The sequence below is a fragment of the Peribacillus cavernae genome (assembly GCF_003989135.1).
GTDB classification, from domain to species: domain Bacteria; phylum Bacillota; class Bacilli; order Bacillales; family DSM-1321; genus Peribacillus; species Peribacillus cavernae.
Window position 1 is genome coordinate 139,449 of record NZ_RYZZ01000030.1, and the last position, 21,241, is coordinate 160,689.

A 21,241-nucleotide genomic window follows, 5' to 3' on the forward strand; every position below is an offset into this window, starting at 1 on the left:
CGTTACATCATCGTTAAGCCTCCGCTCACAGAAAGGGTTTGCCCTGTTACGTATTCCGCTTCATCCGAAACAAAATATGCGACCGCTCCGGCTATATCTTTTGGCTGCGCTAACCGCCTGAATGGAATTGCTTTTTCTAAGGCACCCGCAAGCCCCTCATTATACGAGTCAATTTCTTTAAATAACGGGGTATCGCTCGGTCCCGGTGCAACACAATTGATGTTCAGTTTGTATCGGGCCATTTCTCTCGCTAGCGTTTTCGTAAGTGCGATGACTCCACCTTTAGCCGCCGAGTAGACCGCTTCACCGCTGGAACCAACTCTTCCAGCATCTGAGGCGATGTTTACGACTTTTCCGTAGCTGTTTTCTATCATGATCGGCAAAATCTCTTTACAGGTGTGGATATGGCCAAGTAAGTTAATATCCACGATTTTCTTCCATGTGTCCGGCTCGCTTTTTAGGAAAGGCTCGACCTTATCCCATCCTGCATTATTAATCAATACATCTATTCTTTGAAAAAGATGTATCGCATCTGCCACAGCTTGTTTCACACTATCTAAGTCAGAAACATCGCAAAATATCGCGGCGGCTTCATTGCCAGCTTCTTTAATGAAAGAAACCGTTTCCTGGGCATTTTCTATATTAATATCTGCAACAATAATTTTCATGGATCGGGAAGCCAGTGTTTTAGCAATCTCTCTGCCGATGCCGCTGCCTGCTCCCGTAACAAATGCTATACGTTGATCCATCAGTATTCCCTCCATTTGATTTTTCTATACTAGCTTCACCGCTTATACCTTTCTGAACATCTTCTCATTTATTATTTCACGAAGGCGGAACTTCTTGATCTTTCCGCTCGGTGTTCTTGGGAAATCATCTATAATTTCTAAATGCTCCGGCCAATATTGCTTCGCCATCCCTTTTTCTGATAAAAGTTCTGCCATTGTCTGCATCGTAAGCGGTGTCTTGCCGGGCTTCATGCTAATGAAGGCACAGGCTTTTTCCTGAAGGCGGGCATCAGGCATGGCAATGATTTGGACAGTGGAAATATCCGGATGTTCGTATAAGACATTTTCAACATAAGCGACCGGGATATTCTCACCGCCGCGAATGATGATATCTTTATTGCGCCCGGTGATTCGAATGTATCCGTCCTCGTCCATTGTAGCCCGGTCCCCGGTGATAAACCAGCCATTGTCAAACTCAGACCTTGTCAGCTCCATTTGCTTTAAATACCCGACAAATAAAGCAGGGCCTCTGCAGAGCAAACTACCTTCCTCATGTGGAGGGAGCGTGTTTCCAAGGGCATCCACCACCTTTAACTCCATCCCCGGAAATGGCTTCCCATCGGTGTTTGTCAGTTTTTCTTCGGTATCATCCATCTGGGTAAAGGTCACCATGCCATTTTCCGTTTGTCCCCAGCCTGAAAGAATTCGGCTTGGAAGTTTTTGTGCGGCTTGCTTAACGAGAGGTCTAGGAATAGTTGCCCCTACTGCGATAAAAATACACAGCGAGCTTAAATCGAATTTTTCCAATTCCTCCAGCTGGATCGTATCCTGTAGGAATGGCGTGGCACCTGCTGTTAACGTGATTTTCTCCCTCTCAACCCATTCAATAAATTCCTGCGGATTCCAGATGTCTTGGTACACACCTGTTCCGCCATAAATGGCCGGCAAACGGGCCCCATACAGAAATCCGGTTTGATGGGCAAAGGTGGAGGCCATGAAAATGGTATCACTTGGTGTTAACTTCAGATGATCAACCCAAGTCAAGGAAGAGAACGTAACGGTATTATGGGTATGCATGACTCCTTTTGGCTCCCCTGTCGTACCGGAAGTGAAAATGATTTCGGTCAGTTCGTTTGGATCATGGGTAATCCGGTCAAGAATCGATGGATCTCTTCGTTCCTCCCAGGGCACTTCCAGCAGCGAAGAGAATGATTTCATGCCAGTTGGGACGTTGCTGCCAACAACATAAACGTGTTCGATCGAAGGCCATTCAGGCAAAAGCCGATTGACCATTTCCGGATAATTAAATCCGCGGAACTCATCGGGAACAACAATCATTTTCGATTCTGCCATCCTTACCATGAAGCCGATCTCCCTGTCACGGTAAATCGGAATTAATGGATTGCTGATGGCCCCGATTCTCGTCACGGCAAAATGCAGGATCACGAATTCATTCCAGTTTGGCAGTTGAAACGAGATCACATCGCCCTTTTTCAAGCCTAATTCAAGCAGTCCTAGGGCTACCCTGTCTACCAGCTTGCCAAGCTCCCTATACGTATACCGGCTCTTGTTATCAATAATGGCTAATTTATTCGGGCCTTTTTCAATTGACTCACGCAAATAGTCGAGGATCGTTTTATTCGGCCATTCTTTCTCGTACTCTTTCCTATAGTCCTCATTCAAAATCGTTTCGAAATTCATCAGCTTCAAACCTCCTCGTATAATGGGTCCAGCTTCTTTATTTTCTGAATTTCTTGAAGTCAACCGGTCTTTTTTCGACAAAAGCATTTTTCCCTTCCGCAGATTCTTCGGTCCTGTAAAACATGGCCAAACTTCCCATGGATAGCTGCGAAATTCCTTCAATGTTAGCGGAATCGGCATTAAACGAATATTTCAGCATTTTTAATGCTGTCGGGCTCTTTTCAAGGATTTTTCCAGCCCACTCCTCAGCTACCGCCATCAGGTCACCTTGAGGGACGATTTTATTGACTAGTCCCATTTCCTTCGCTTCCTGGGCAGAGTATTGTTCGCATAGATACCAGATTTCCCTTGCCTTCTTTTCACCGACAATCCGTGAAAGATAAGCAGAACCAAAGCCCGCATCATAGCTTCCGACCTTAGGGCCGCTTTGGCCGAAAATGGCGTTTTCAGCTGCAATCGTTAAATCACAAACCACGTGAAGAACATGGCCGCCTCCAATCGCATACCCGTTCACCGCGGCAATTACGGGCTTCGGTATGGCGCGGATCACATGGTGAAGCGCTTCCACTTCTAACCCGATTCCGTTCCCTAACCCTCCCGAGCTGCCGTATCCGTTATCTCCTTTTTCTTTCTGGTCACCACCGGTACAAAATGCCTTCTCACCGGCACCTGTCAGAATCACAGCGCCAATTCTGTTATCGTCCCAGGCATCACGGAAGCACGAAATTAATTCTTTGACCGTTTGCGCCCGAAAAGCATTATAAATATTAGGGCGGTTAATCGTGATCTTCGCAATTCCGTTATCCTTTTCATAAAGAACATCTGTCAATTCCATCTTGAATCCCTCCATTTTTTGGTGAAAAAATTATATTACTTTCAGAATGAATTGCCCTCTTATGACTTCAATGCCGGATTCATTGATGCATTGCACTCTTTGGATAATCCAATTCATTTGCCGGTTCAGATCGATAATTTCTACTTCTACCGTAATCGTGTCCCCGATATGAACAGGATATGTGAATACTAATTCCTTTTTGATTACGATCGTAGCAACACCCGCCAGCTCTTTGCTAATCACTTCGCTAATGACACTTTCGCTTAAAATCCACGGAACGAACGCCCGTTGATTGGGTTTCTTTGAAAAGTCCTGGCTGTACACCTCATTAAAATCCTTTGTTAGCACATTCCATCGCTTTACATCAATTTTTGTAAAGGTTCTTTGCAATCTGGCAATATGACCGATAAAAAAGTGTTCAACATTTCCCATCGATAAAAAGTCTCCTATATTAATAGGAACGAAAATCTTTTCCGATTAGCTCTCTAGCAATAACCATTTGATTAACCTGGGCGGTTCCATCGCCGATCTCCAAGCCGATTACATCACGGAGCCTTTGTTCAATAGGCATTTCCTTTGTATACGCGTAATGACCATTTAACAGCATACATTCATGTATCGCTTCCTGGCTCAATTTCGGGCCCAGCCACTTTACGGACGCTGCCTCTTTCGTATGTTTTTTTTCCTGGTCACGCAGCCAAAGGCCCCGATAGGCCTGCCATTTGATTAATTCCAATTGTGTAAAATGAGTCACGATTGGGAATGATACTCCCTGGAATTTAGCCAATGGCCGCCCGAAAGCATGCCTGGTTTTGACATGTTCAATTGTTTCATCAATGCTTTGGAAGGCCGCCCCGATACATTGTAAACCGATTAATAACCGGCTTAAATCAAAACCGTTCATCACCTGGGTGAATCCCTTATTTTCAAGTCCGATTATATTTTCTTCCGGGACTTCCACATCGTTTAAATAAATGGACCCCCTTCCAATCGGAACATTTCCCATGTCTTCATAGCCTTTACATTCCACCCCTGGAAGGTCAGCAGGAACAATAAATGCGCTGATCCCCCTGCTGCCTGAATCCGGATCGGTTTTGGCAAAAACGATGAAGGCATCTGCGATTGTCGCAGCGCTGATGCCTGACTTCTCTCCGTTTAAAAGATAATGATTGCCTTTATGTATGGCAGTAGAGCGGATACCTGCTACATCACTTCCAGCCGCCGGCTCCGTTATGGCAATCCCGACAATTTTATCGCCGCTGGCAATCTGGGGAAGCCATGTTTTTTTCAAGCGACCTGTCGCATGGTTTGCAATGATTTCAGAAACCAAAGCGTTTAGCATCACAGCATATGTTAAGTTAAAATCGCCGCGTCCAATTTCTTCAGCTGCAATTCCCGCTATTACACAATCGGCACCGCTTCCCCCATACTCTTCAGGAACGCGGAGACCGTTCACACCCAGTTCCCCAAGCCTTTTCCACAAATGCCGCGGATGCTTATGTTCCCTATCCCATTTTGTATACTGTGGAAGCAGCTCATGTAAGGAAAAATCTCTAAGCATAGCCTGAAAAGATTCTTGTTCTTGATTAAACGAAAAATTTAACACTGGCAGCTATCCCTCCCTTTATTTAATATAAAATGCAAATGGCGTGCCAACTCCCATTTGGCGATCTATTAAGGTTCAAAAATCAATTTTTTCGCAAATCTGCTATTTCTTCGCAGAATTGCAAAGCATGATTGCGATAAAAAGAAATGGATAACTATAAACGCAAAATAACCTGCCGGAAGAAAAATCTGTTTTTTCCCGGCAAGTTATTCGTTTTCTAATGTGGTGTATATTATTCAATGCATACTGTCCTTTATGATGTACTATTTTTTACTTCAAATTATATTTTGCTATTTTCCGGTATAAACTCGCTAAATGGATGTCCAGTTTCTGTGCTGCCAGTGTACGATTGCCGTCACATTCCCTTAATGCACGGGCAATCGCTGAAACTTCAGCCTTCCGCACTTCTTCCACCAAACTTAATAGAGTGCTTTCATTGCTTTCAGATTGCTCATCTGCCCTATTTAAAATCAGAGGCATATATAAACTGTGAACTGCAAGAGTAGGTCCATCCACCATATTCATTTCCCGTTCAATATACGCTTTTAATTCACGGATATTGCCCGGCCACTCATGATTCAGGATCCATTCTTGGAGCTCAGGTTCAATGTACTTTACATTCTGGTTTAACTTTTCATTGAACTCATCAATAAAATGATAGGTTAGCGGAAGGATGTCTTCTTTTCTTTGTCGGAGAGAAGGGATTTTCAATTCAAACACATATAAACGGTAATATAGATCTTGGCGGAACTTTCCTTCCTGAACCAGTGTTTTTAGATCACGGTTCGTCGCCGCAACAATGCGGATATCAACAAGCTTGCTTCCTGTTCCCCCCAGCCGTTCCACCTCGCGTTCCTGCAAAACACGCAGCAGCTTGCCCTGGGCTTGATAGGTAAGTTCAGATATTTCATCTAAAAAAAGCGTGCCATTTTGTGCCTGTTCAATTTTACCGGGCTTTCCTTCTTTTTTTGCACCGCTGAATGCCCCTGCTTCATAGCCAAAAACTTCAGACTCAAATAATTCATCTGGTATGGCTGCACAATTGACGGCAACAAAGGGATGGCTTTTTCTGCTGCTTAGTTCGTGAATGGCCTGCGCAAATAATTCCTTGCCCGTCCCGCTCTCACCTGTAATCAGTACAGTTGAGTTGCTTGTGGCGATTCTCGCTGCCAATTCCTTGATTTGGGCAATCGCCTGGCTTTCCCCAGTAATTTCTTCAAAACTGTAGCGAGAGCTGTTTCGGGCTTCTTTCTTTACCTTTGGTTTATCCAGCGCATTAGCAAAAGAAATGATTTCGGATCGGTCGACTTCATCAACCCTTAGAATGACATGGTACAAATTATGATTTAATTCCTGAGTCACTCTAATTAAACAAGCATATCCGAAAACCAACCCGAAAATAACCGGTTTTCGGCCGAAGCTTTGTTTGTAGTTTTTTAAAGGAATGCCCTGAATCACATGGTCAATGGGGACATCAGCCAATTCTGACTGTTTAACTGAGAACTGTTGGCAAAAACCAGGACTGACACCCATTACGATTCCATTTTCATCGGATACCAAATACCCCCAATCCTCTATCTGCTTTTGCACAGGTTTTACATTCTCCATTTATATCACCCATCAACTGTGATTGGATAAAACTAAGATCACAACTTGTCCTTTAACAACTTCATTTCCTGTCTGATTATAGCAAGTCACCTTTTGGGTAACCCAATTCCTAGCCAAATTAATATCTATAATCTCAAGTTCTGCGGTAATCTCATCCCCTACATGAACCGGGTGGTAGAAAACTAATTCCTTCTGCAGTAAAATACAGGCACCGCCAGGAAGCTTTTCGCTAATCACTTGTGTAATCAAACCTTCTGTTAATAAACCAGGAACAATTGGCTTCTCATAATATTTTTTCCATCCATCTTCATTTGGCTGGTAAACAGGACTAAAATCCTTTGTCAATTCATTGCATAACCGAACATCCGATTCCGTAAATATGCGCTGCAACCGGGCAATTTGTCCCGTAAACATTTCTGCAATAACTAGGTTCATTTTATGCTCTCCCTCTTATGGTAATTTCTGAATTCCATCCTCGTTAAAAACTTTACACCTTATTGGAATGTAGAATAAGGAATGGGAATGATCATGACCTCGTATATATGTAAACGCCATTGATTTTCTGCTTAGCACATTCCCCTCTACTTACTAAATACTCTAAATGAGCTATGGTTTCTCCTATCGCGAATCTCATCTCGTGTGCATTAAAATTCCGCGCAAATAAATGTCGGCAACTATCATAAACAGAAGAAGGGGAACGGATGATTTCGAGCAGCCTGGTAAGCCGTTCATCATGATGATGAATTATCTCATCAATTCTATTATTTGCATTCATAAAATGCTTGCCATGTGAAGGAATGACATATTCCGCTTCAAGTCTCTTAAATTTTTTAAGAGATTCCAAGAATTTTTCAAGTGGATTTTTCTCACCATGAAAATGATAGGAAATATTAGGTGTAATTCTCGGCAAAATATGATCGGTTGAAAATAGTACACTTTTTTCTTTGTTAAATAGACAAATAAGCCCGTCTGAATGCCCTGGAGCCTCTAAAACCTCATATTCATATTTCCCAAAAACAATTTTATCACCTTCTTGTAAATCCCCTTCAACTCTGGGATGTGGAGTAACAAGCGGGTTAAATCCGCCTTCATTACCGGCCATTGCATTTGCAACATCTTGAGGAATCCCGCATTTGTAATAATGTTCACGTAAGGAGTCGATATTCCTTTCGCCCCAATTCCGCAGGGCAGTATGTTTATCGGTTTCCGTCATAAATACGTCAGCCCCTGTTAATTCCTGGAGCTTCCCGGCAAAGCCGTAATGATCAGGATGATAATGGGTAATAATGATCTGGGTAACATCTTTGTTTTCTATCAAGGGAATCCACTTGTTTTCAGCTGCTGAATTGTGCAGTCCAGCATCCACTATCGTCCACCCATTTTCTCCTTCGGCCATAAAACAATTAACATGATTTAATCTGAAAGGCAGATCAATCGTGACATATGATACTTCTAAGCTTTCAAAAATGGATCTCACCTCCGTCAGCAAGTTCAGCTTCATCAATTTGATGAAAGCTAAACTTGCTTTCTTTTATAATCATTGGGAGACTCTTTATACAAATTAATAAATCGATCAATCCTTTTCACCCCTAAATAGAAATGTTTTAGTAATTTACAGCAAATATTTATGGTTATGAGAATTTCTATAACTAACTCATTTCTCTTTTTTGTGTCCATTCTCCTGTTTGGCCGGTAAAAAACTTTCGGTAAGTATGATTAAGCGCCCCAAAATAGGAAAGACCCGATCCTATCAATCCCAATTTCTTAATGAAAAAAAGAGGGATAGGTGTGCGTTATAATTCAAATCATTCGATAGACCAAGGCTTTAAATACCCGATTACTTCATATTTCCTCTTTTTTATGGTGACAAAGTTCACTTATATTCTATCGAGGTTTTTTATGAAATATATCAATTCATACTGCAGTCGGTTTTCTATGCCCAAAAATAAAGCGGCAGGAGCCTTCCAGTTTTCTGGAAAGTTTCTGCCGCTCTACCGTTGTTTCTTTAATGCACCGCTCCATGCAATACCTGATCAAGCATCGAGTTTACTGAGTCTAGTGATAGGCAACCGGCTTGAATTCGCTAAAGTTCTCGAAATAGGGACAGCGAAACCTGGGCACGCACATCGGCAACCTGCAGCTCAGCCATTATAAGCCTTAGATTCTCAGCAGCGCGTGTACCACCCGTGCTTCCAAAGCCAACAAAACCCGGCGACCTTATTGTTCCATTCATTATACAAGAAATCAATGGCGTTCTTCAATGCCCTGCTTGTTGCATGATTGTACTCGGGAGTCACCGAATACATAGCCATCAAGGGAAGCAATCTTTTCGGATCTGACCTTGGTATGACTGGTCCTCTAAAAACAATTTCCATACTAGATAACTTTTCCATGAGCAAGCGAGCTAACCCCAAATGGTATTGTGCCATCAGCTATCTTATCTAAATGCCACCACCATTCCTCAGTTGACTCACTAGACAATGAAAAGTCATACACCTTCTCAATATGTTTTACCATGTTTTTTGCATTTTTTATCAACTTTAAATCGTATTCTGAAAGTAAAATTTGTTCTTCTAGTGTTAATTCATGGTACATACTTTGAAGATAACTCCTATCATGTAGCATCTGAATACTTTCAAAAGGACTCACTAGAATATCATCAACATCTTTACCGTAATTATTAATATCATGAAAATACTTACTCATTCGAATACCTCCTTTACTTTTCCTAAATAAGAGTATCCCTTTGTCCTCTACTTATTCTTCTTTCTAAGTGATAACTATCCAATCCCGGTTTCCACATTGGATCTCCAGTTTTATTCGTGACCTCTATAACCTTCCTAATTCTTATCTTAAATGAAGGATCCAAAAGCCCTCCCCCTCCGACCTTTTCATTACCACAATTATACTATGTCTGACAGGTTTCATGTGAAAGCTAATGCTTGGAAGTATAATAAATATTGATTAAGATCATAAGGTGAGTATTAGGGAGACTAGAAAGAAATGTTGTTGTTAAGTTGTTAATAAACCAGAATAATACGCATCTCTTAATATTTTCCCATCTTCATGTGGCTTGTTAACAGATAGAAGTTAATTTATATTCTGTCGAGGTTTTTAATAAAATATATCATTAGATTTGATCTTCAATACTTTTTGTTTGTCCGGTTTTACGGAATCTTTAGTTATTGGGCTATTCGAAAAATCGGAATCCTCCGGAATTTCGGAATGTTTACAGCACCACAAAGCAGCAGAACTACACCTCTCCTAAAATGCACTAGCTACGCTTTATATATAAAGGACAGAAACACGGAGTAAAAGGTAAGACCAAATCACTATTTTAGCTAGAGTTTTAGGTTTTTTTTGTAATTTGTATGGTTATTTATCATAAAAAATGCATTAGTTAAACCATACACCCAAAAGAAAACTAGTTGGGGCAGAATAACAATTTCAAAAGGAGGATCTTATGTTCAGAAGAAAAATGACAGCGCTTACCCTGGCATCTTCTTTATTTTTATTCGTCAGTCCCGGCTTTCTGGGAAATCATGACACCCAAGCTTCAGAAGTCAAACAAAAGATTCCGGGAGCCCATCATGTTACCAGCATCTATTTTGATGGGGTGAACGGTAATTGGCTGACAACAAAGAATCCCTCTCAATATCAACAGGACACTTTATACGGCAACCTAGGGCTCGCTCCATAGAACTGCCCATTTTCCTTCTGGAGAGAATTCGCTGGGCTTTTACCAGTTTTTCTTCCAATGAACGAAACCATTTAGGATTAGAAATAGTGGCTCCATCCGAAAAGGTTGCAAATTCTTTCAGACCAAGGTCTATTCCTATTTCAAACATGGAGTCTTGTACCGTTTCTATTTCTTGTTCGGTTAGGATAGATACAAAGTATTTGCCTGTAGCCGACTTTCGGACCGTGGCAGAAAGGATTTTTCCTCTCACTTCACGGGACTTCGCGACCTTCACCCATCCAATATTCGGCAAAAGGAGAAAATCCTTCTTTTCAATGCGTTTCATACGAACGGTTCCTATTCCTTTGTTATAGTTGCATTTCGCTTTATAGGATTGAGTTTTGTTCTTTTTGCTTTTAAAACGGGGTTTTCCTTTGGATTTATGATAAAATTCTTTGAATGCTTTCCCTAAGTCTTGAAGCGTGCTTTTAAGAGCAGTTGAATCCACTTCGTTCAACATGGAGGTTAGTTCCTTTTGAGCGTTGGAAGCATGAAAAAAATCGGATTTCCATCTATTTTCGGTCAGCTGTCCGTTTTGAACCATCTCTTGTACAACAAACCAGAAACCAATCTTTTCATTTTGTTTTGCCAAGGCTTGATTACACACAAAACGGCAGCAGCCGATTGTTTTATTAATCAAAGTGGCTTGTATATCCGTTGGATTTAATCGAAATTTATAAGCGAATCGTAGCATTCACATATCAAAAGATATGCACGGTTCGACCGGACTTCTCGTATAGAAAATCTGTAAATGAGCATAATTTTTGAGAGAAACGCCCATATCGTACTGTTAACAAGCGAATCAGAAACTGATGCCATACTTTACGAATACATGTTACTATTTTATTGGAAAGTTCGATTCAACTGTGATGCGTGAAAGGAGTTGAAAATGTGATTAAGTATGAACAGCTTCAGCATGTTGGTCTTAATGTGACGGACTTACAAAAGGCAAAGCATTTCTATAGTCAAATCCTATGTTTAAAAGAATTAAAGCGGCCTGATTTTGACTTTGAAGGCGCCTGGTATCAACTAGGCGACTACCAGCAACTCCACTTGCTGGTGATGCCGGATTCCCAGACAATTCGGCAAGATAAAAGCTTAAGCAGCAAAGAAGGCCATTTGGCCCTCAGAGTGGAAAATTATCAGAAAACCCTAAATTGGTTGAAGAAAAATCATATAGAAGTTCTAGAACAGCCAAACAGCGTCAGTGGCTTTGCCCAGATTTTCTGTGCGGATCCGGATGGGAATTTGATTGAATTAAATGTAGAGCGAGGGAAATTGAGCAAACCAGGGGTATTCAAAATATAAATCATGAAGGCTCCAATAAGTATTATTGATAGGAATCAGAAAAAAGAATGTTAAAAAGGACACTCGCTATAATAACGAGTGCCCTTTAGACTACTGCTTCCTTTGATATTTACTTCCGGCGTTTGCTACTCTTTTGACGTAACACAAATTGGCCGATTTGATAAGTTTGTTTTCCTAACTGTCTCAAACTATTAACTTTCAAGTACTTGTCTGCCCTTGTTTAACATTCAGGCAGCAATCAAACTACTAAAGTTTACGCCCCATCATCTCGCCTTCCCAGATAGCCTGTTCAATCATCCGAGGCGATACGCAATCCCCAACTCGATGCACTTCTTTATGTTTACCTTTTAGCGATACATATAAATCTTGTTTGGAGAAGTTATGGGTAACGTAAATAAAGGTATCATACCCATCTGCATTTATCTCTTGATCTGAATAAACATTTTTAAGTAATGCCTCATTTCTATTTATCGTCTCTACCGTATGATGAGGGGTCATTGTAACGTTTATTTTTGAGAGGCGCTGTAAAAGCATCTCTCTATTGCTCGGTTCTAAGTTCTGTCCTACATGCAGCAAAGGGGTTACAATGTTGACTTGTTTTCCTTGAGCAGCCAAATACTCTGCTAGTCCGCCTCCTTTAAAATGGCCACCACCGTCGATGATCATGACCTTTTCGCCAATTTTGGCATTTCCTTGCAGTACGTCATATACAGTAAATACGTTTTCTTGATTATATCCAGGTTTATTAATTGTCGCTGAGCTGGATCCTGTAGCAACTACGATTGCATCCGGGTCTCTGGCAAGAATATTTTCCACTGTTGCTTCTGCGCTTACCAAAACTTCTACTCCAAGGCGATGAATTCGTTTTATTAAATGTTCAGGAACTTTTAGCAGCTGATCCCGGTATGGCAGCTTACTTGCTAGCAGGAGCTGGCCTCCCAATCGATCATTTTTCTCTACCAGTGTAACGGTATGTCCACGTAAAGCCGCTATTTCACTGACTTTCAAACCTGCTGGCCCACCACCAATAACAACTAACTTTTTCTTTATTTCTGCTTGTTTTAACGTTCCGAGCCCAAGCGTTTTCTCCCTTCCAGCTGCCGGGTTATGAATGCACCGGATCGGTTTTTCTTGCATTACCTGAAAGATACAGCCATCATTACAACTGATGCACTCTCTAATGTCGGCGGCATTGCCCTGTCTTGCCTTGTTAGGCAGTTCAGGATCGGCAATTAACGGCCGAGCCATCCCAACCATGTCCGCATTGCCATCAGCAAGGATTTTCTCGGCTTGTTCCGGGGTAGAAATTCGACCAAAAGCGACAACAGGTAATGTAATATTTTGTTTTAACGCAGCTGCCATATGTACGGCAAAGCCTTTAGGCACCGCAGCAGGCGGTATCTCCATTTGGAAGCTTGAAAAGGTTCCGGCGTCTGTATTGATATAAGTGACTTGACCTGTTTCTTCAAATGTTCTGGCCAGTTTTACTCCATAATCAAGGTTATAACCCCAGGTCGTATATTCATCAAGGCAAAGACGGATTCCTACCGGGAATTCATTTCCGACTTCTTCTCTTATCGCCTTAATTACTTCCAATGGCAATCGGAGTCTGTTTTCATATGATCCTCCATATTCATCTGTACGCCGATTGAAAAATTCGGATACAAATGACCTTAGCAGACCATCATGTGCTACTTTAATCTCAACTCCATCAAAACCTGCCTGTTTAAAATGCAAGGCTGATTTGGCAAACCCTTCGATAACTTCATTGATATCTTCCATTTCCATTTCCTTTGTATTAAACTGACTGGAAGGCTCTGGCATTTGTGTGGGGGCATATAAAATTTGCGGTGGATTTTTCAAAGTGGTATGGCCGCCATGGTTTATTTGCCCAAAAATCTTTGCTCCATTTTCATGAACTAATTTGGAATAGTTTTTCAATTCAGGTACGATTGCAGGATCCCAACCGTGCAAAAAACGGTCCGACATTTTTCCAGACGGAGAACATGCAACCGCATACATGATTACTAATCCAGCGCCTCCTTTAGCCCGTTCAGCAAAATAAAGTGCGTCCCGTTCTGTCGGCTTTCCGTCCTCGCTTGCAAGGGCATTAAAGTGCGGTAAAAAAACAATTCTGTTTTTAATCGTTACATTACCAAGAGTAAGCGGCTGAAACAGATGTTCAAAATGGTTTTTTTGTTCTCCAGTCGATTGTGTAATATTCATTTTAATGGTATTCAATTTAATCCCCCCATTAATATAATTCCTACGGATTTTGTGATGTATTAAGCTTCTTCCCTGCGTACCCAGATATCCAAGATTACAGCCAAACCAATAATCGCTCCTTTAATCATCAACTGATAGGCATATGTCATTCCCATTAAAGTCAACCCATTACTAAGTACACCGATAATAAGTGCTCCACCAAGGGCTCCAACAACTGTGCCATATCCGCCGCTAAACTTAGTACCGCCTAATACAGCCGCTGCGATAGCATCGAGTTCCCAACCAGTTCCAGAGTCGGGCAATCCTGCAGATAGGCGCCCAGCCAGAATCAATCCGCTAAATGCAGACAGGAATCCACTGATAATAAATACCATCACTCTCACTCGTTTTACGTTTACCCCTGCTAGTGAAGCAGCATGAGCGCCTCCTCCGGTAGCGTATATGTGTCTTCCAAAAACCGTTTTATTTAATGTGTAGTGACCGATAAGTAAAATAGCCGCAAGATAAATAAGAACAATAGGGATGGGGCCAATATTCATCGTGGCCAAATCCACAAATAAAGTAGAATTAATCGTAATTGGTGCCGAACCAGGACTGGATGCCAATGACATTCCCCTTAGAATAGACATGGTAACCAGAGTTGCAAGGAACGCTGTGACTTGAACTTTGACAACCATAACTCCGTTGATGAAACCGATTACAGAACCCAGAACGAGACATAATGCGATTACCAATAGCGGATGTAATCCGGTTTGGATGCCGATTGCCGACATCATCCCCGTAATCCCGATAATGGCACCGACTGACAAATCAATTTCCCCAGCAATAATCACGTAGGTCATTCCGAAGGCAACAATGGCAATCATTGCAGTTTGCCGTACAATGTTCATAAAATTAGTAAAGCTTAAAAAGTGGGGTGTCAAATAACTGAATATAAGGATTAATAGCACGAGGCCAATAAAAATGATGGCTTGCGATTGACCTAATCCTTTTCCTATTTTCTTCAGCACATTTTCTTGATTGATACCTGTACCGTTTGTTTGTTGTTTTTCAATTTTTGAAGTCATGATAATGACCCCCCGGTAGAATAATAAAGGATATTTTTGTCCGTAATTTCGTCGTCATCCAATACTTTGGTGATCTGCCCGTTATAAAGAATGATGGTACGGTCGGCCAATGCCACAAGCTCTGGTAACTCCGAGGAAACTACAATAATAGCCATTCCTTGCCGGGCTAACGAGCGAAATAATAATTGCAACTCAGTCTTGGCTACGATATCAATGCCTTGGGTAGGTTCATCCAGTAATAAAACTTTTGGCTTAAGATTTAAGCATCTGGAAATGACGACCTTTTGCTGATTGCCTCCACTCAGTTTGCCAACATGTTTATTCGGATTCTTCGGCTGTATATTTAATTCCAAAATATTTTTATTTGCTATTTCCCGCTCACGATTTTCCTTGGTAAGCCCGTTTGGAAAGTAGTTTGGAAGATTCGTCAAGGTCAAGTTTTTTTGAATCGACATGCCCGGTATAATTCCTTCGTTTTTTCGATCTTCCGGCACCATTATGATCCCTTGACTGATTGCATCTTGAATACTTTTAATATTGCATTCTTTCCCATTCAATTTCACAATTCCTGAAGTAAAGGGGTCTAGGCCAGCAATCGCCCGCAATATCTCAGTTCTTCCACTTCCCAGCAACCCAGTAATTCCTAAAATCTCTCCTTCAAAAACTTCAAAACTAATATTTTTAAACTTTTTAAAGGAAATGTCTTTCACTTCCAAAACCGTTTTTTTGGACCTATTCTTGCTCTTTTCCTTAGCAACTTCATCATTTGCAAATTTTTCATCGCCAAGCATAAAGTCTATGACCCTAGCCATATTCATATCTTTTGTTTCAGCAGTCTCAATTCTCTTTCCATCTCTTAGGACAGTTAACCGGTCAGAAATCTCAAAAATTTCATCCATTCTATGTGAAACATATATGATCCCAGTGCCTCTTGTCTTTAGCCTTTTTATGAGTTCAAAAAGTTTTTCCTGCTCATCTTTCGTTAAAGCTGTCGTTGGTTCATCCATAACGATAATTTTAGCATCGGTTGAAATCGCTCGCGCTATCTCAATCATTTGGCGTTCCCCTATACTTAAACTTTTAACTATTTTCATTGGAGAGATATGTAGTCCAATGCTATCAAGTATGTGTTTCGCTTCTTCATGCATTCTCTTCTGATCTAAGGTAATACCTTTTTTCTTTTCTCTTGATAAAAACAAATTTTCAGCTACCGTCAAATTTGGAATTATGCTTAATTCTTGAAAAATCATGGCGATGCCAAGTTCCTGGGACTTTCTTCTAGAATTGACTTGAACGGGTTGACCGTCTATTAAAATAGTCCCTTCCTCCGCTTGATATACACCGGCCAGTATTTTCATCAAGGTAGTTTTTCCAGCCCCGTTACCGCCTAGCAACGCATGTACTTCACCTTTTTTAAGGGTAAAGTCTACATTATCAACAGCCTTCATACCTGGAAAGATTTTCGTGACTCCTTTCATTTCCAAAACGTTTTCCGTCATCTTGTAATCTCCTTCCTGAGAGAATAAGGGTTAGAATCTAACCCTTATTAGCTTATGGATGACTATTGCTTATTAAAAAAAACTTTGTCGTAGACCTCATCAACATTCTCAGGAGAAGTTGGCAGGGTTGGTACCGTAACATACTTAGGGACTTCACCACCAGCCAATTCTTTTAACAAAGCCAATGTTTTATATTTTCCTTCAGCATATAGATCCTGGGAGGATGTAAAGACTACTAATTTTCCACCGTTTTTCATTCCTTGAGCTAAATGTTCACTTAAATCATGCGTCACTATTAGAACATCATCACGTCCTGAAGATCGTACTGCTGCCTCCATTCCAAGAGCAGGAGTTTCATAAACACCAAATGCCCCAACAATATCAGGATTTGCTGTCATGATATTTTCAAATTCTTGCTGAGCCTGGTCTGCCGTATCTGCTTGACCTCTGGCGACGATTTTATAGCCTTCTTCACGAACCGAATCTTCAAAGCCTCTGACTCTCTGTTCACAGGTTAAAATATAGGATCTTAACCCGACCGTAGCCAAAGATTTACTTTTAATCCCTCGTTTTTTTAGCTCCTTAATTAAAGCTTTCCCTGCTTCAAAACCGCCGCCATACCCATCAGGATCTACCAAGCTTACAAACTCGCCTTGATTAGGAGGCCCCCCGCCAAGTACAACAGGGATATTCGCATTATTTAAACTTTTTACGGCTGGTCCAAAAGCAGCTGTATCAACCCCTATGGCAACAACACCCTTTACTTTTTTAAGGATAAGCGACTCCACATCGCTTATTTGTTTGTTTAAATTTCTCTGGGCATCAACTAGTACATACTTGCCTCCAAAAGATTCAACGGTTTCTTTGATGGCCTGGCCTATAACTTTTTCTGACGCTATATCACCAAAATGAACTGAATATCCGATAAATGGCTTCATTTTTTTAATTTTTTCAATTTCCGCCGGAGTCAGTTCCAGACTTTCTACTGAGGCCGCTTTACCTAAAACTTCTTCCTCTTTCAAAGGCTTTAATTTCTCCATTCCCTCTTTCGATGATTTCTCAGCTTCAACGGTTTTTGACGACTTTTCAGTAACATCTGCACAACCCGCAAGTAAACCTGTCGCTAATACTGAACTAGCCATAAGCGAATAAATCAATTGTTTTTTCATCTTCAATCCTCCTAAATATTAACTAATTTCAAAGTGTCATTTGGATATGTAGAAAGAGGTCTTTGCCTCTTAATCCTGAAGTGTATGTGTTTACAAATTGGGTGCATGTATATCTTTACAGTTAAAGACTTTTTAGTTTACTGAAAAAGCATTATGTAAATAACTTGTTAAAAGGTAATGATCCGGAATGCAATGAAAGTGTGTAAGTTATTTTTCGAGATCTTGTTTTTTGGTGTTCTACTAATATGCTAAAAGACAATAGTGTCACGAATCATTTTAGCTCCACATGATTCGCGTATAATGAGTTTATCAGCAAGCATCAATTGCTTTTTTGGGAGTTCTCTATCCTCAATAAGGTTTAACAACAATTCCATCGCTTTATACCCTATCTGGTACATCGGCTGTACTATCGTTGTAATTGCTGGTTCAACAATCTCGCCCAATGTAATGCCGTCAAATCCAACAATCGATATATCTCCAGGAACATGGAATCCGTTTATTTTCACTGCCTTTAATGCTCCTATAGCCATTTCATCACTTGAAGCAAATACTGCAGTAGGAGGATTTTCAAGTGCCAAAAATTTCAGCATCATGTTAAAACCTGATTTTGATGAATAATCACCTTCCTGAATTAACAACGGCTCCACTTCAATTTCGTTTTGTGCCAGCGCCTGATGGTAACCTTTTAGGCGGTCCTTACTTAGGATGATATTCATAGGTCCAGAGATAAAGCCGATACACCGGTGCCCTAGTTTTATTAAATGCTCGGTCGCTTTTCGTGAGGCGCTTACATTATCAATTGAAACAGTGGGTATTAATGATCCTTCTAAATATTCACATGCCAGGACAACCGGGTATTGGTCCGCCCATTCTGTGATATACTTTCCTTCCATCCTTGCAGTTAGTAAGATTGTACCGTCTATTTGTTTATGGTGCAGAAGTTCCAGATACTCTTTTTCTCGGCCTATGTCATTATCAGTGTTTCCCAATAGTACTTTATAGCCCTTTTTTCTTGCGACAGATTCAATACCTTTTAATACTTTAGAAAAAAAAGGATTAGTTATATCAGGAACAATTACCATAATTGTTTTAGTTTCCATCCTTCTTAATTGTCTTGCTAACACATTAGGACGGTAATTTAATTTTTCGATCGCGTCTAAGACTTTTTTTTTCGTTTCACTTGATACTTTTACCTCATTACTAAGCACACGTGAAACCGTAGCAGGGGAGACTTTCGCCAAGTCAGCAACATCTGTAATCCGAACCATCAAATTTTCCTTTCGACTCACCTAAAATCTACAGGTAAGAGTTCATTTTTATATCTTCATTACCCTTTGAAATTTTACTTGCACTTTATTTACCTGTAAAAGTCCTGTCTGTTCCGCAAATTAGTTTAGTGTGAAATCCATTTCATTTAAAAATAATAATTCTTCGCGACATTGGGTTGGAAATACCCTCCTTTACGATTATAAGAGATTTCGTTTCCAATTTTTATGAAATGGTTTTCATGAATTCTTAAAACGATATTGCTTTATTTCTTAAAATCATCCTATTACAGAGTATTCTCGATATCATAGATTATTCACAATAACATCACTACTTCTTTCTAAGAACTCTGACAATATTCTCTAGAAGCCATTTGGCGCCCAGAGTGAATAAATATCAAAAACCTTCAATGGGTTGAAGAAATATCATATAGAAGTTCTCGAACAGCCAAAGCGTCAGCGGCTTCGCCAAGATTTTCTGTGCAGATCCAGATGGGAATTTGATTGAATTGCATGTCGCGCGATGAAATTGAGCATGAAAAACCCGAATACAGGACTCTTTTTCCATGTCCAGTATTCGGATAGCTATTAAAAAGAGGATATTCATTAAACTTTTACTTCTGAAATCTATCTGATCGGCAGTCAGCTTCCGACGTTTGATACTCCTTCATCGTAACGGAATTCACCGATTTTCTATTACCTGATAAGGTTAGGCACAAGAATAAGGAGATTGCGAGCCCCACCATCAGAATCCGCCAAATACCCACGGGGATGGACCAAATTTTTCTACCATTGGTGTCCACATCATAGGCCCAAAGCCGGCTAATGCAGCCGCAACCTGGTATCCTTGCATTATCTCAGTTGTAAAGCCATCCACCTCTAATTGTTTCTGCAGTTGCAAGTACTGGGCATTGCCGTGAAACAGCCATGGCACACCATGAGGTCATAAACTCTAAACAATTAGGAAGATGTAATGTTACATGATCGCCTTTTAATACGCCAAGATCCAGGAGTACCAGGCTCTAGCGATACACTTGCTTAGCAAATTCTCCATATGTTAATTCAAACTTCCTTTGATTTTGATCTTCAAAAAACAGATGTAATATTTTGTTCCACCGAATTATCATTTTCCATTAATGCTAGTGTTTAATTCTTTTGCAGTTATTTTTTCTTGTACTTGGTTTTTACCCGTTTCAGTTGCTATATAGACAGATATAAATGTCACTAAGCACATTCCAATCAAATAAACAGCTACACCCCATGGATCTCCTCCTGTCCAGGCAATCAAAAAGGTAGCGATAAGCGGCGCTAGTCCTCCAGCAAATACAGATGCCAATTGATAACCGAGTGAAATACCACTATAACGAACTCTTGCTTCAAATAGTTCAGAGAAAAAGGCAACCTGAGGGCCATTCATGGCTGCGTGTCCGATAGCAAAAACAATTACTAAGGCCAGCCAAGTGATTGAAGTTGACTCTGTACCAATCATCCAGAAGAAAGGGAAAGCAAACAAAGCTGTGAAAGCCGCTCCTCCCATATATAATGGACGACGACCGATTCTGTCGGATAACGCACCAAATAGAGGAATAGTGATGAGCTCAATAGCAGAGGCAAGGGTTATTCCATTCAGTATCATGCTCCTAGATACGTTAAGTTGTGTTGTTGCATAGGTGATTGCAAACGTACTGAAGATATAGAATGCCGAATTTTCAGCAAAACGTGCACCCGCCGCTAGAAGCACTTGTCTTTTGTGATTTTTCAATACCTCCCAAACAGGTAGACGAGCTTGTTCTCCCAATTCTTTGACCTTCTCGAAATCCGGAGTTTCTGTGACATGTAACCTAATAAATATCCCAACACCTACCAAAAGAATACTAAGTAGGAAGGGAATTCGCCAACCCCATGATAAAAATTCATCTTCAGGTAGAATTGAAACAAGACCGAAAATAAGTGTTGAGAGCACAAGTCCGCCTATTACTCCCGTTTGCATCCAGCTTCCATAAAAGCCCTTTTTTCCTTTCGGGGCGTGCTCTACAGAAATTAATGCAGCACCTCCCCATTCTCCTCCTACACCAATACCTTGCAATAAACGCAGAACAATTAAAAGTAGTGGTGCCCAAAAGCCAACAGTTTCGTAAACAGGCAATACTCCAATAAGGGCCGTACAGATCCCCATTATTAAGAGGGTAATCACTAGCATTGACTTACGACCGATTTTATCCCCATAATGACCAAAAATAATTCCCCCGATTGGCCGGGCTAAAAACCCTAGTGTAAATGTTGCAAATGCTTGAAGCGTTCCAATCAAGGGATCAGATCCCGGGAAAAAAAGCTGTGGAAAAACTAATGCGGCTGCTGTCCCATATAAAAAGAAATCATACCATTCAATGGTGGTCCCTACAAAAGCCGATAGTGCCGCTTTTACACTCTGACTTTTTTGCTGATTTATTGTTGTTTCTTGTTGAGACATTTTAACACCTCATTTCATAA

Annotated in this window: 18 protein-coding genes and 1 pseudogene; 1 reads left to right on the forward strand and 18 read right to left on the reverse strand. The window is 40.8% G+C overall.

Going from position 1 to position 21,241, the window contains the following annotated elements:
* Nucleotides 1-2 precede the first annotated feature (2 nt).
* From ELQ35_RS17440 to ELQ35_RS17490, 11 genes and pseudogenes are all read right to left on the reverse strand, one after another.
* Nucleotides 3-749, reverse strand: coding sequence for an SDR family NAD(P)-dependent oxidoreductase (locus ELQ35_RS17440; RefSeq protein WP_185861815.1), 747 nt, complete (start codon nt 747-749; stop codon nt 3-5).
* Between the two features lie 42 nt (nt 750-791).
* Nucleotides 792-2,429: an AMP-binding protein gene (locus ELQ35_RS17445; RefSeq protein WP_126866460.1), complete on the reverse strand. Its 1,638-nt coding sequence runs from the start codon at nt 2,427-2,429 to the stop codon at nt 792-794.
* A 37-nt stretch (nt 2,430-2,466) separates the two neighbouring features.
* Nucleotides 2,467-3,264, reverse strand: coding sequence for a 1,4-dihydroxy-2-naphthoyl-CoA synthase (gene menB, locus ELQ35_RS17450; protein ID WP_126866462.1), 798 nt, complete (start codon nt 3,262-3,264; stop codon nt 2,467-2,469).
* A gap of 30 nt (nt 3,265-3,294) precedes the next feature.
* Entirely contained in the window at nt 3,295-3,696 is a 402-nt protein-coding gene (locus tag ELQ35_RS17455) for a hotdog family protein (RefSeq protein WP_126866464.1), read from the reverse strand.
* 19 nt (nt 3,697-3,715) lie between these two features.
* Complete coding sequence (locus tag ELQ35_RS17460) at nt 3,716-4,870, reverse strand: acyl-CoA dehydrogenase family protein (RefSeq protein WP_126866466.1); 1,155 nt, start codon at nt 4,868-4,870, stop codon at nt 3,716-3,718.
* A gap of 270 nt (nt 4,871-5,140) precedes the next feature.
* Nucleotides 5,141-6,478, reverse strand: a complete 1,338-nt coding sequence (locus ELQ35_RS17465) for a sigma-54 interaction domain-containing protein (RefSeq protein ID WP_126866468.1) — start codon at nt 6,476-6,478, stop codon at nt 5,141-5,143.
* Nucleotides 6,479-6,490: 12 nt separating this feature from the next.
* Nucleotides 6,491-6,913: a hotdog family protein gene (locus ELQ35_RS17470; RefSeq protein WP_126866470.1), complete on the reverse strand. Its 423-nt coding sequence runs from the start codon at nt 6,911-6,913 to the stop codon at nt 6,491-6,493.
* Nucleotides 6,914-7,004: 91 nt separating this feature from the next.
* A complete protein-coding gene (locus ELQ35_RS17475; protein WP_126866522.1) occupies nt 7,005-7,979 on the reverse strand; it encodes an MBL fold metallo-hydrolase in 975 nt (324 codons plus the stop codon).
* Nucleotides 7,980-8,469: 490 nt separating this feature from the next.
* A pseudogene (locus tag ELQ35_RS23825) lies at nt 8,470-8,827 on the reverse strand (NADPH-dependent FMN reductase); the annotation flags it as partial.
* A 27-nt stretch (nt 8,828-8,854) separates the two neighbouring features.
* A complete protein-coding gene (locus tag ELQ35_RS17485) occupies nt 8,855-9,184 on the reverse strand; it encodes a hypothetical protein (RefSeq protein ID WP_126866471.1) in 330 nt (109 codons plus the stop codon).
* A gap of 887 nt (nt 9,185-10,071) precedes the next feature.
* Complete coding sequence (locus ELQ35_RS17490; RefSeq protein WP_126866473.1) at nt 10,072-10,911, reverse strand: RNA-guided endonuclease TnpB family protein; 840 nt, start codon at nt 10,909-10,911, stop codon at nt 10,072-10,074.
* A 197-nt stretch (nt 10,912-11,108) separates the two neighbouring features.
* Here ELQ35_RS17490 and ELQ35_RS17495 point away from each other — a divergent pair, with 197 nt between their 5' ends.
* Nucleotides 11,109-11,525, forward strand: coding sequence for a VOC family protein (locus tag ELQ35_RS17495; protein ID WP_126866475.1), 417 nt, complete (start codon nt 11,109-11,111; stop codon nt 11,523-11,525).
* A 246-nt stretch (nt 11,526-11,771) separates the two neighbouring features.
* Here the strand turns inward: ELQ35_RS17495 and ELQ35_RS17500 are convergent, their stop codons facing one another.
* The 7 genes from ELQ35_RS17500 to ELQ35_RS17535 form a co-directional block, all read right to left on the reverse strand.
* Entirely contained in the window at nt 11,772-13,766 is a 1,995-nt protein-coding gene (locus ELQ35_RS17500) for an oxidoreductase (protein WP_126866477.1), read from the reverse strand.
* Between the two features lie 44 nt (nt 13,767-13,810).
* Complete coding sequence (locus tag ELQ35_RS17505; RefSeq protein ID WP_126866479.1) at nt 13,811-14,818, reverse strand: ABC transporter permease; 1,008 nt, start codon at nt 14,816-14,818, stop codon at nt 13,811-13,813.
* A complete protein-coding gene (locus ELQ35_RS17510) occupies nt 14,815-16,317 on the reverse strand; it encodes a sugar ABC transporter ATP-binding protein (RefSeq protein ID WP_126866481.1) in 1,503 nt (500 codons plus the stop codon). The genes ELQ35_RS17505 and ELQ35_RS17510 overlap by 4 nt, the downstream gene beginning before the upstream one ends.
* 62 nt (nt 16,318-16,379) lie before the next feature.
* Complete coding sequence (locus ELQ35_RS17515) at nt 16,380-17,486, reverse strand: sugar ABC transporter substrate-binding protein (protein WP_126866483.1); 1,107 nt, start codon at nt 17,484-17,486, stop codon at nt 16,380-16,382.
* A 248-nt stretch (nt 17,487-17,734) separates the two neighbouring features.
* On the reverse strand, nt 17,735-18,754 hold the full coding sequence (locus ELQ35_RS17520; RefSeq protein WP_126866485.1) for a LacI family DNA-binding transcriptional regulator: 1,020 nt from the start codon (nt 18,752-18,754) through the stop codon (nt 17,735-17,737).
* 742 nt (nt 18,755-19,496) lie between these two features.
* Nucleotides 19,497-19,685: a hypothetical protein gene (locus ELQ35_RS22700; RefSeq protein WP_185861816.1), complete on the reverse strand. Its 189-nt coding sequence runs from the start codon at nt 19,683-19,685 to the stop codon at nt 19,497-19,499.
* A gap of 189 nt (nt 19,686-19,874) precedes the next feature.
* Nucleotides 19,875-21,221, reverse strand: coding sequence for an MFS transporter (locus tag ELQ35_RS17535; protein WP_126866487.1), 1,347 nt, complete (start codon nt 21,219-21,221; stop codon nt 19,875-19,877).
* Between the last annotated feature and the right edge of the window lie 20 nt (nt 21,222-21,241).

Coding starts and splice junctions, on each gene's coding strand:
- ELQ35_RS17440 (WP_185861815.1), bottom strand. CDS start 749: ATGGATCAACGTATAGCATTTGTTACGGGAGCAGGCAGCGGCATCGGC.
- ELQ35_RS17445 (WP_126866460.1), bottom strand. CDS start 2,429: ATGAATTTCGAAACGATTTTGAATGAGGACTATAGGAAAGAGTACGAG.
- menB (WP_126866462.1), bottom strand. CDS start 3,264: ATGGAATTGACAGATGTTCTTTATGAAAAGGATAACGGAATTGCGAAG.
- ELQ35_RS17455 (WP_126866464.1), bottom strand. CDS start 3,696: ATGGGAAATGTTGAACACTTTTTTATCGGTCATATTGCCAGATTGCAA.
- ELQ35_RS17465 (WP_126866468.1), bottom strand. CDS start 6,478: ATGGAGAATGTAAAACCTGTGCAAAAGCAGATAGAGGATTGGGGGTAT.
- ELQ35_RS17470 (WP_126866470.1), bottom strand. CDS start 6,913: ATGAACCTAGTTATTGCAGAAATGTTTACGGGACAAATTGCCCGGTTG.
- ELQ35_RS17475 (WP_126866522.1), bottom strand. CDS start 7,979: ATGAAGCTGAACTTGCTGACGGAGGTGAGATCCATTTTTGAAAGCTTA.
- ELQ35_RS17485 (WP_126866471.1), bottom strand. CDS start 9,184: ATGAGTAAGTATTTTCATGATATTAATAATTACGGTAAAGATGTTGAT.
- ELQ35_RS17490 (WP_126866473.1), bottom strand. CDS start 10,911: ATGCTACGATTCGCTTATAAATTTCGATTAAATCCAACGGATATACAA.
- ELQ35_RS17505 (WP_126866479.1), bottom strand. CDS start 14,818: ATGACTTCAAAAATTGAAAAACAACAAACAAACGGTACAGGTATCAAT.
- ELQ35_RS17510 (WP_126866481.1), bottom strand. CDS start 16,317: ATGACGGAAAACGTTTTGGAAATGAAAGGAGTCACGAAAATCTTTCCA.
- ELQ35_RS17515 (WP_126866483.1), bottom strand. CDS start 17,486: ATGAAAAAACAATTGATTTATTCGCTTATGGCTAGTTCAGTATTAGCG.
- ELQ35_RS17520 (WP_126866485.1), bottom strand. CDS start 18,754: ATGGTTCGGATTACAGATGTTGCTGACTTGGCGAAAGTCTCCCCTGCT.
- ELQ35_RS17535 (WP_126866487.1), bottom strand. CDS start 21,221: ATGTCTCAACAAGAAACAACAATAAATCAGCAAAAAAGTCAGAGTGTA.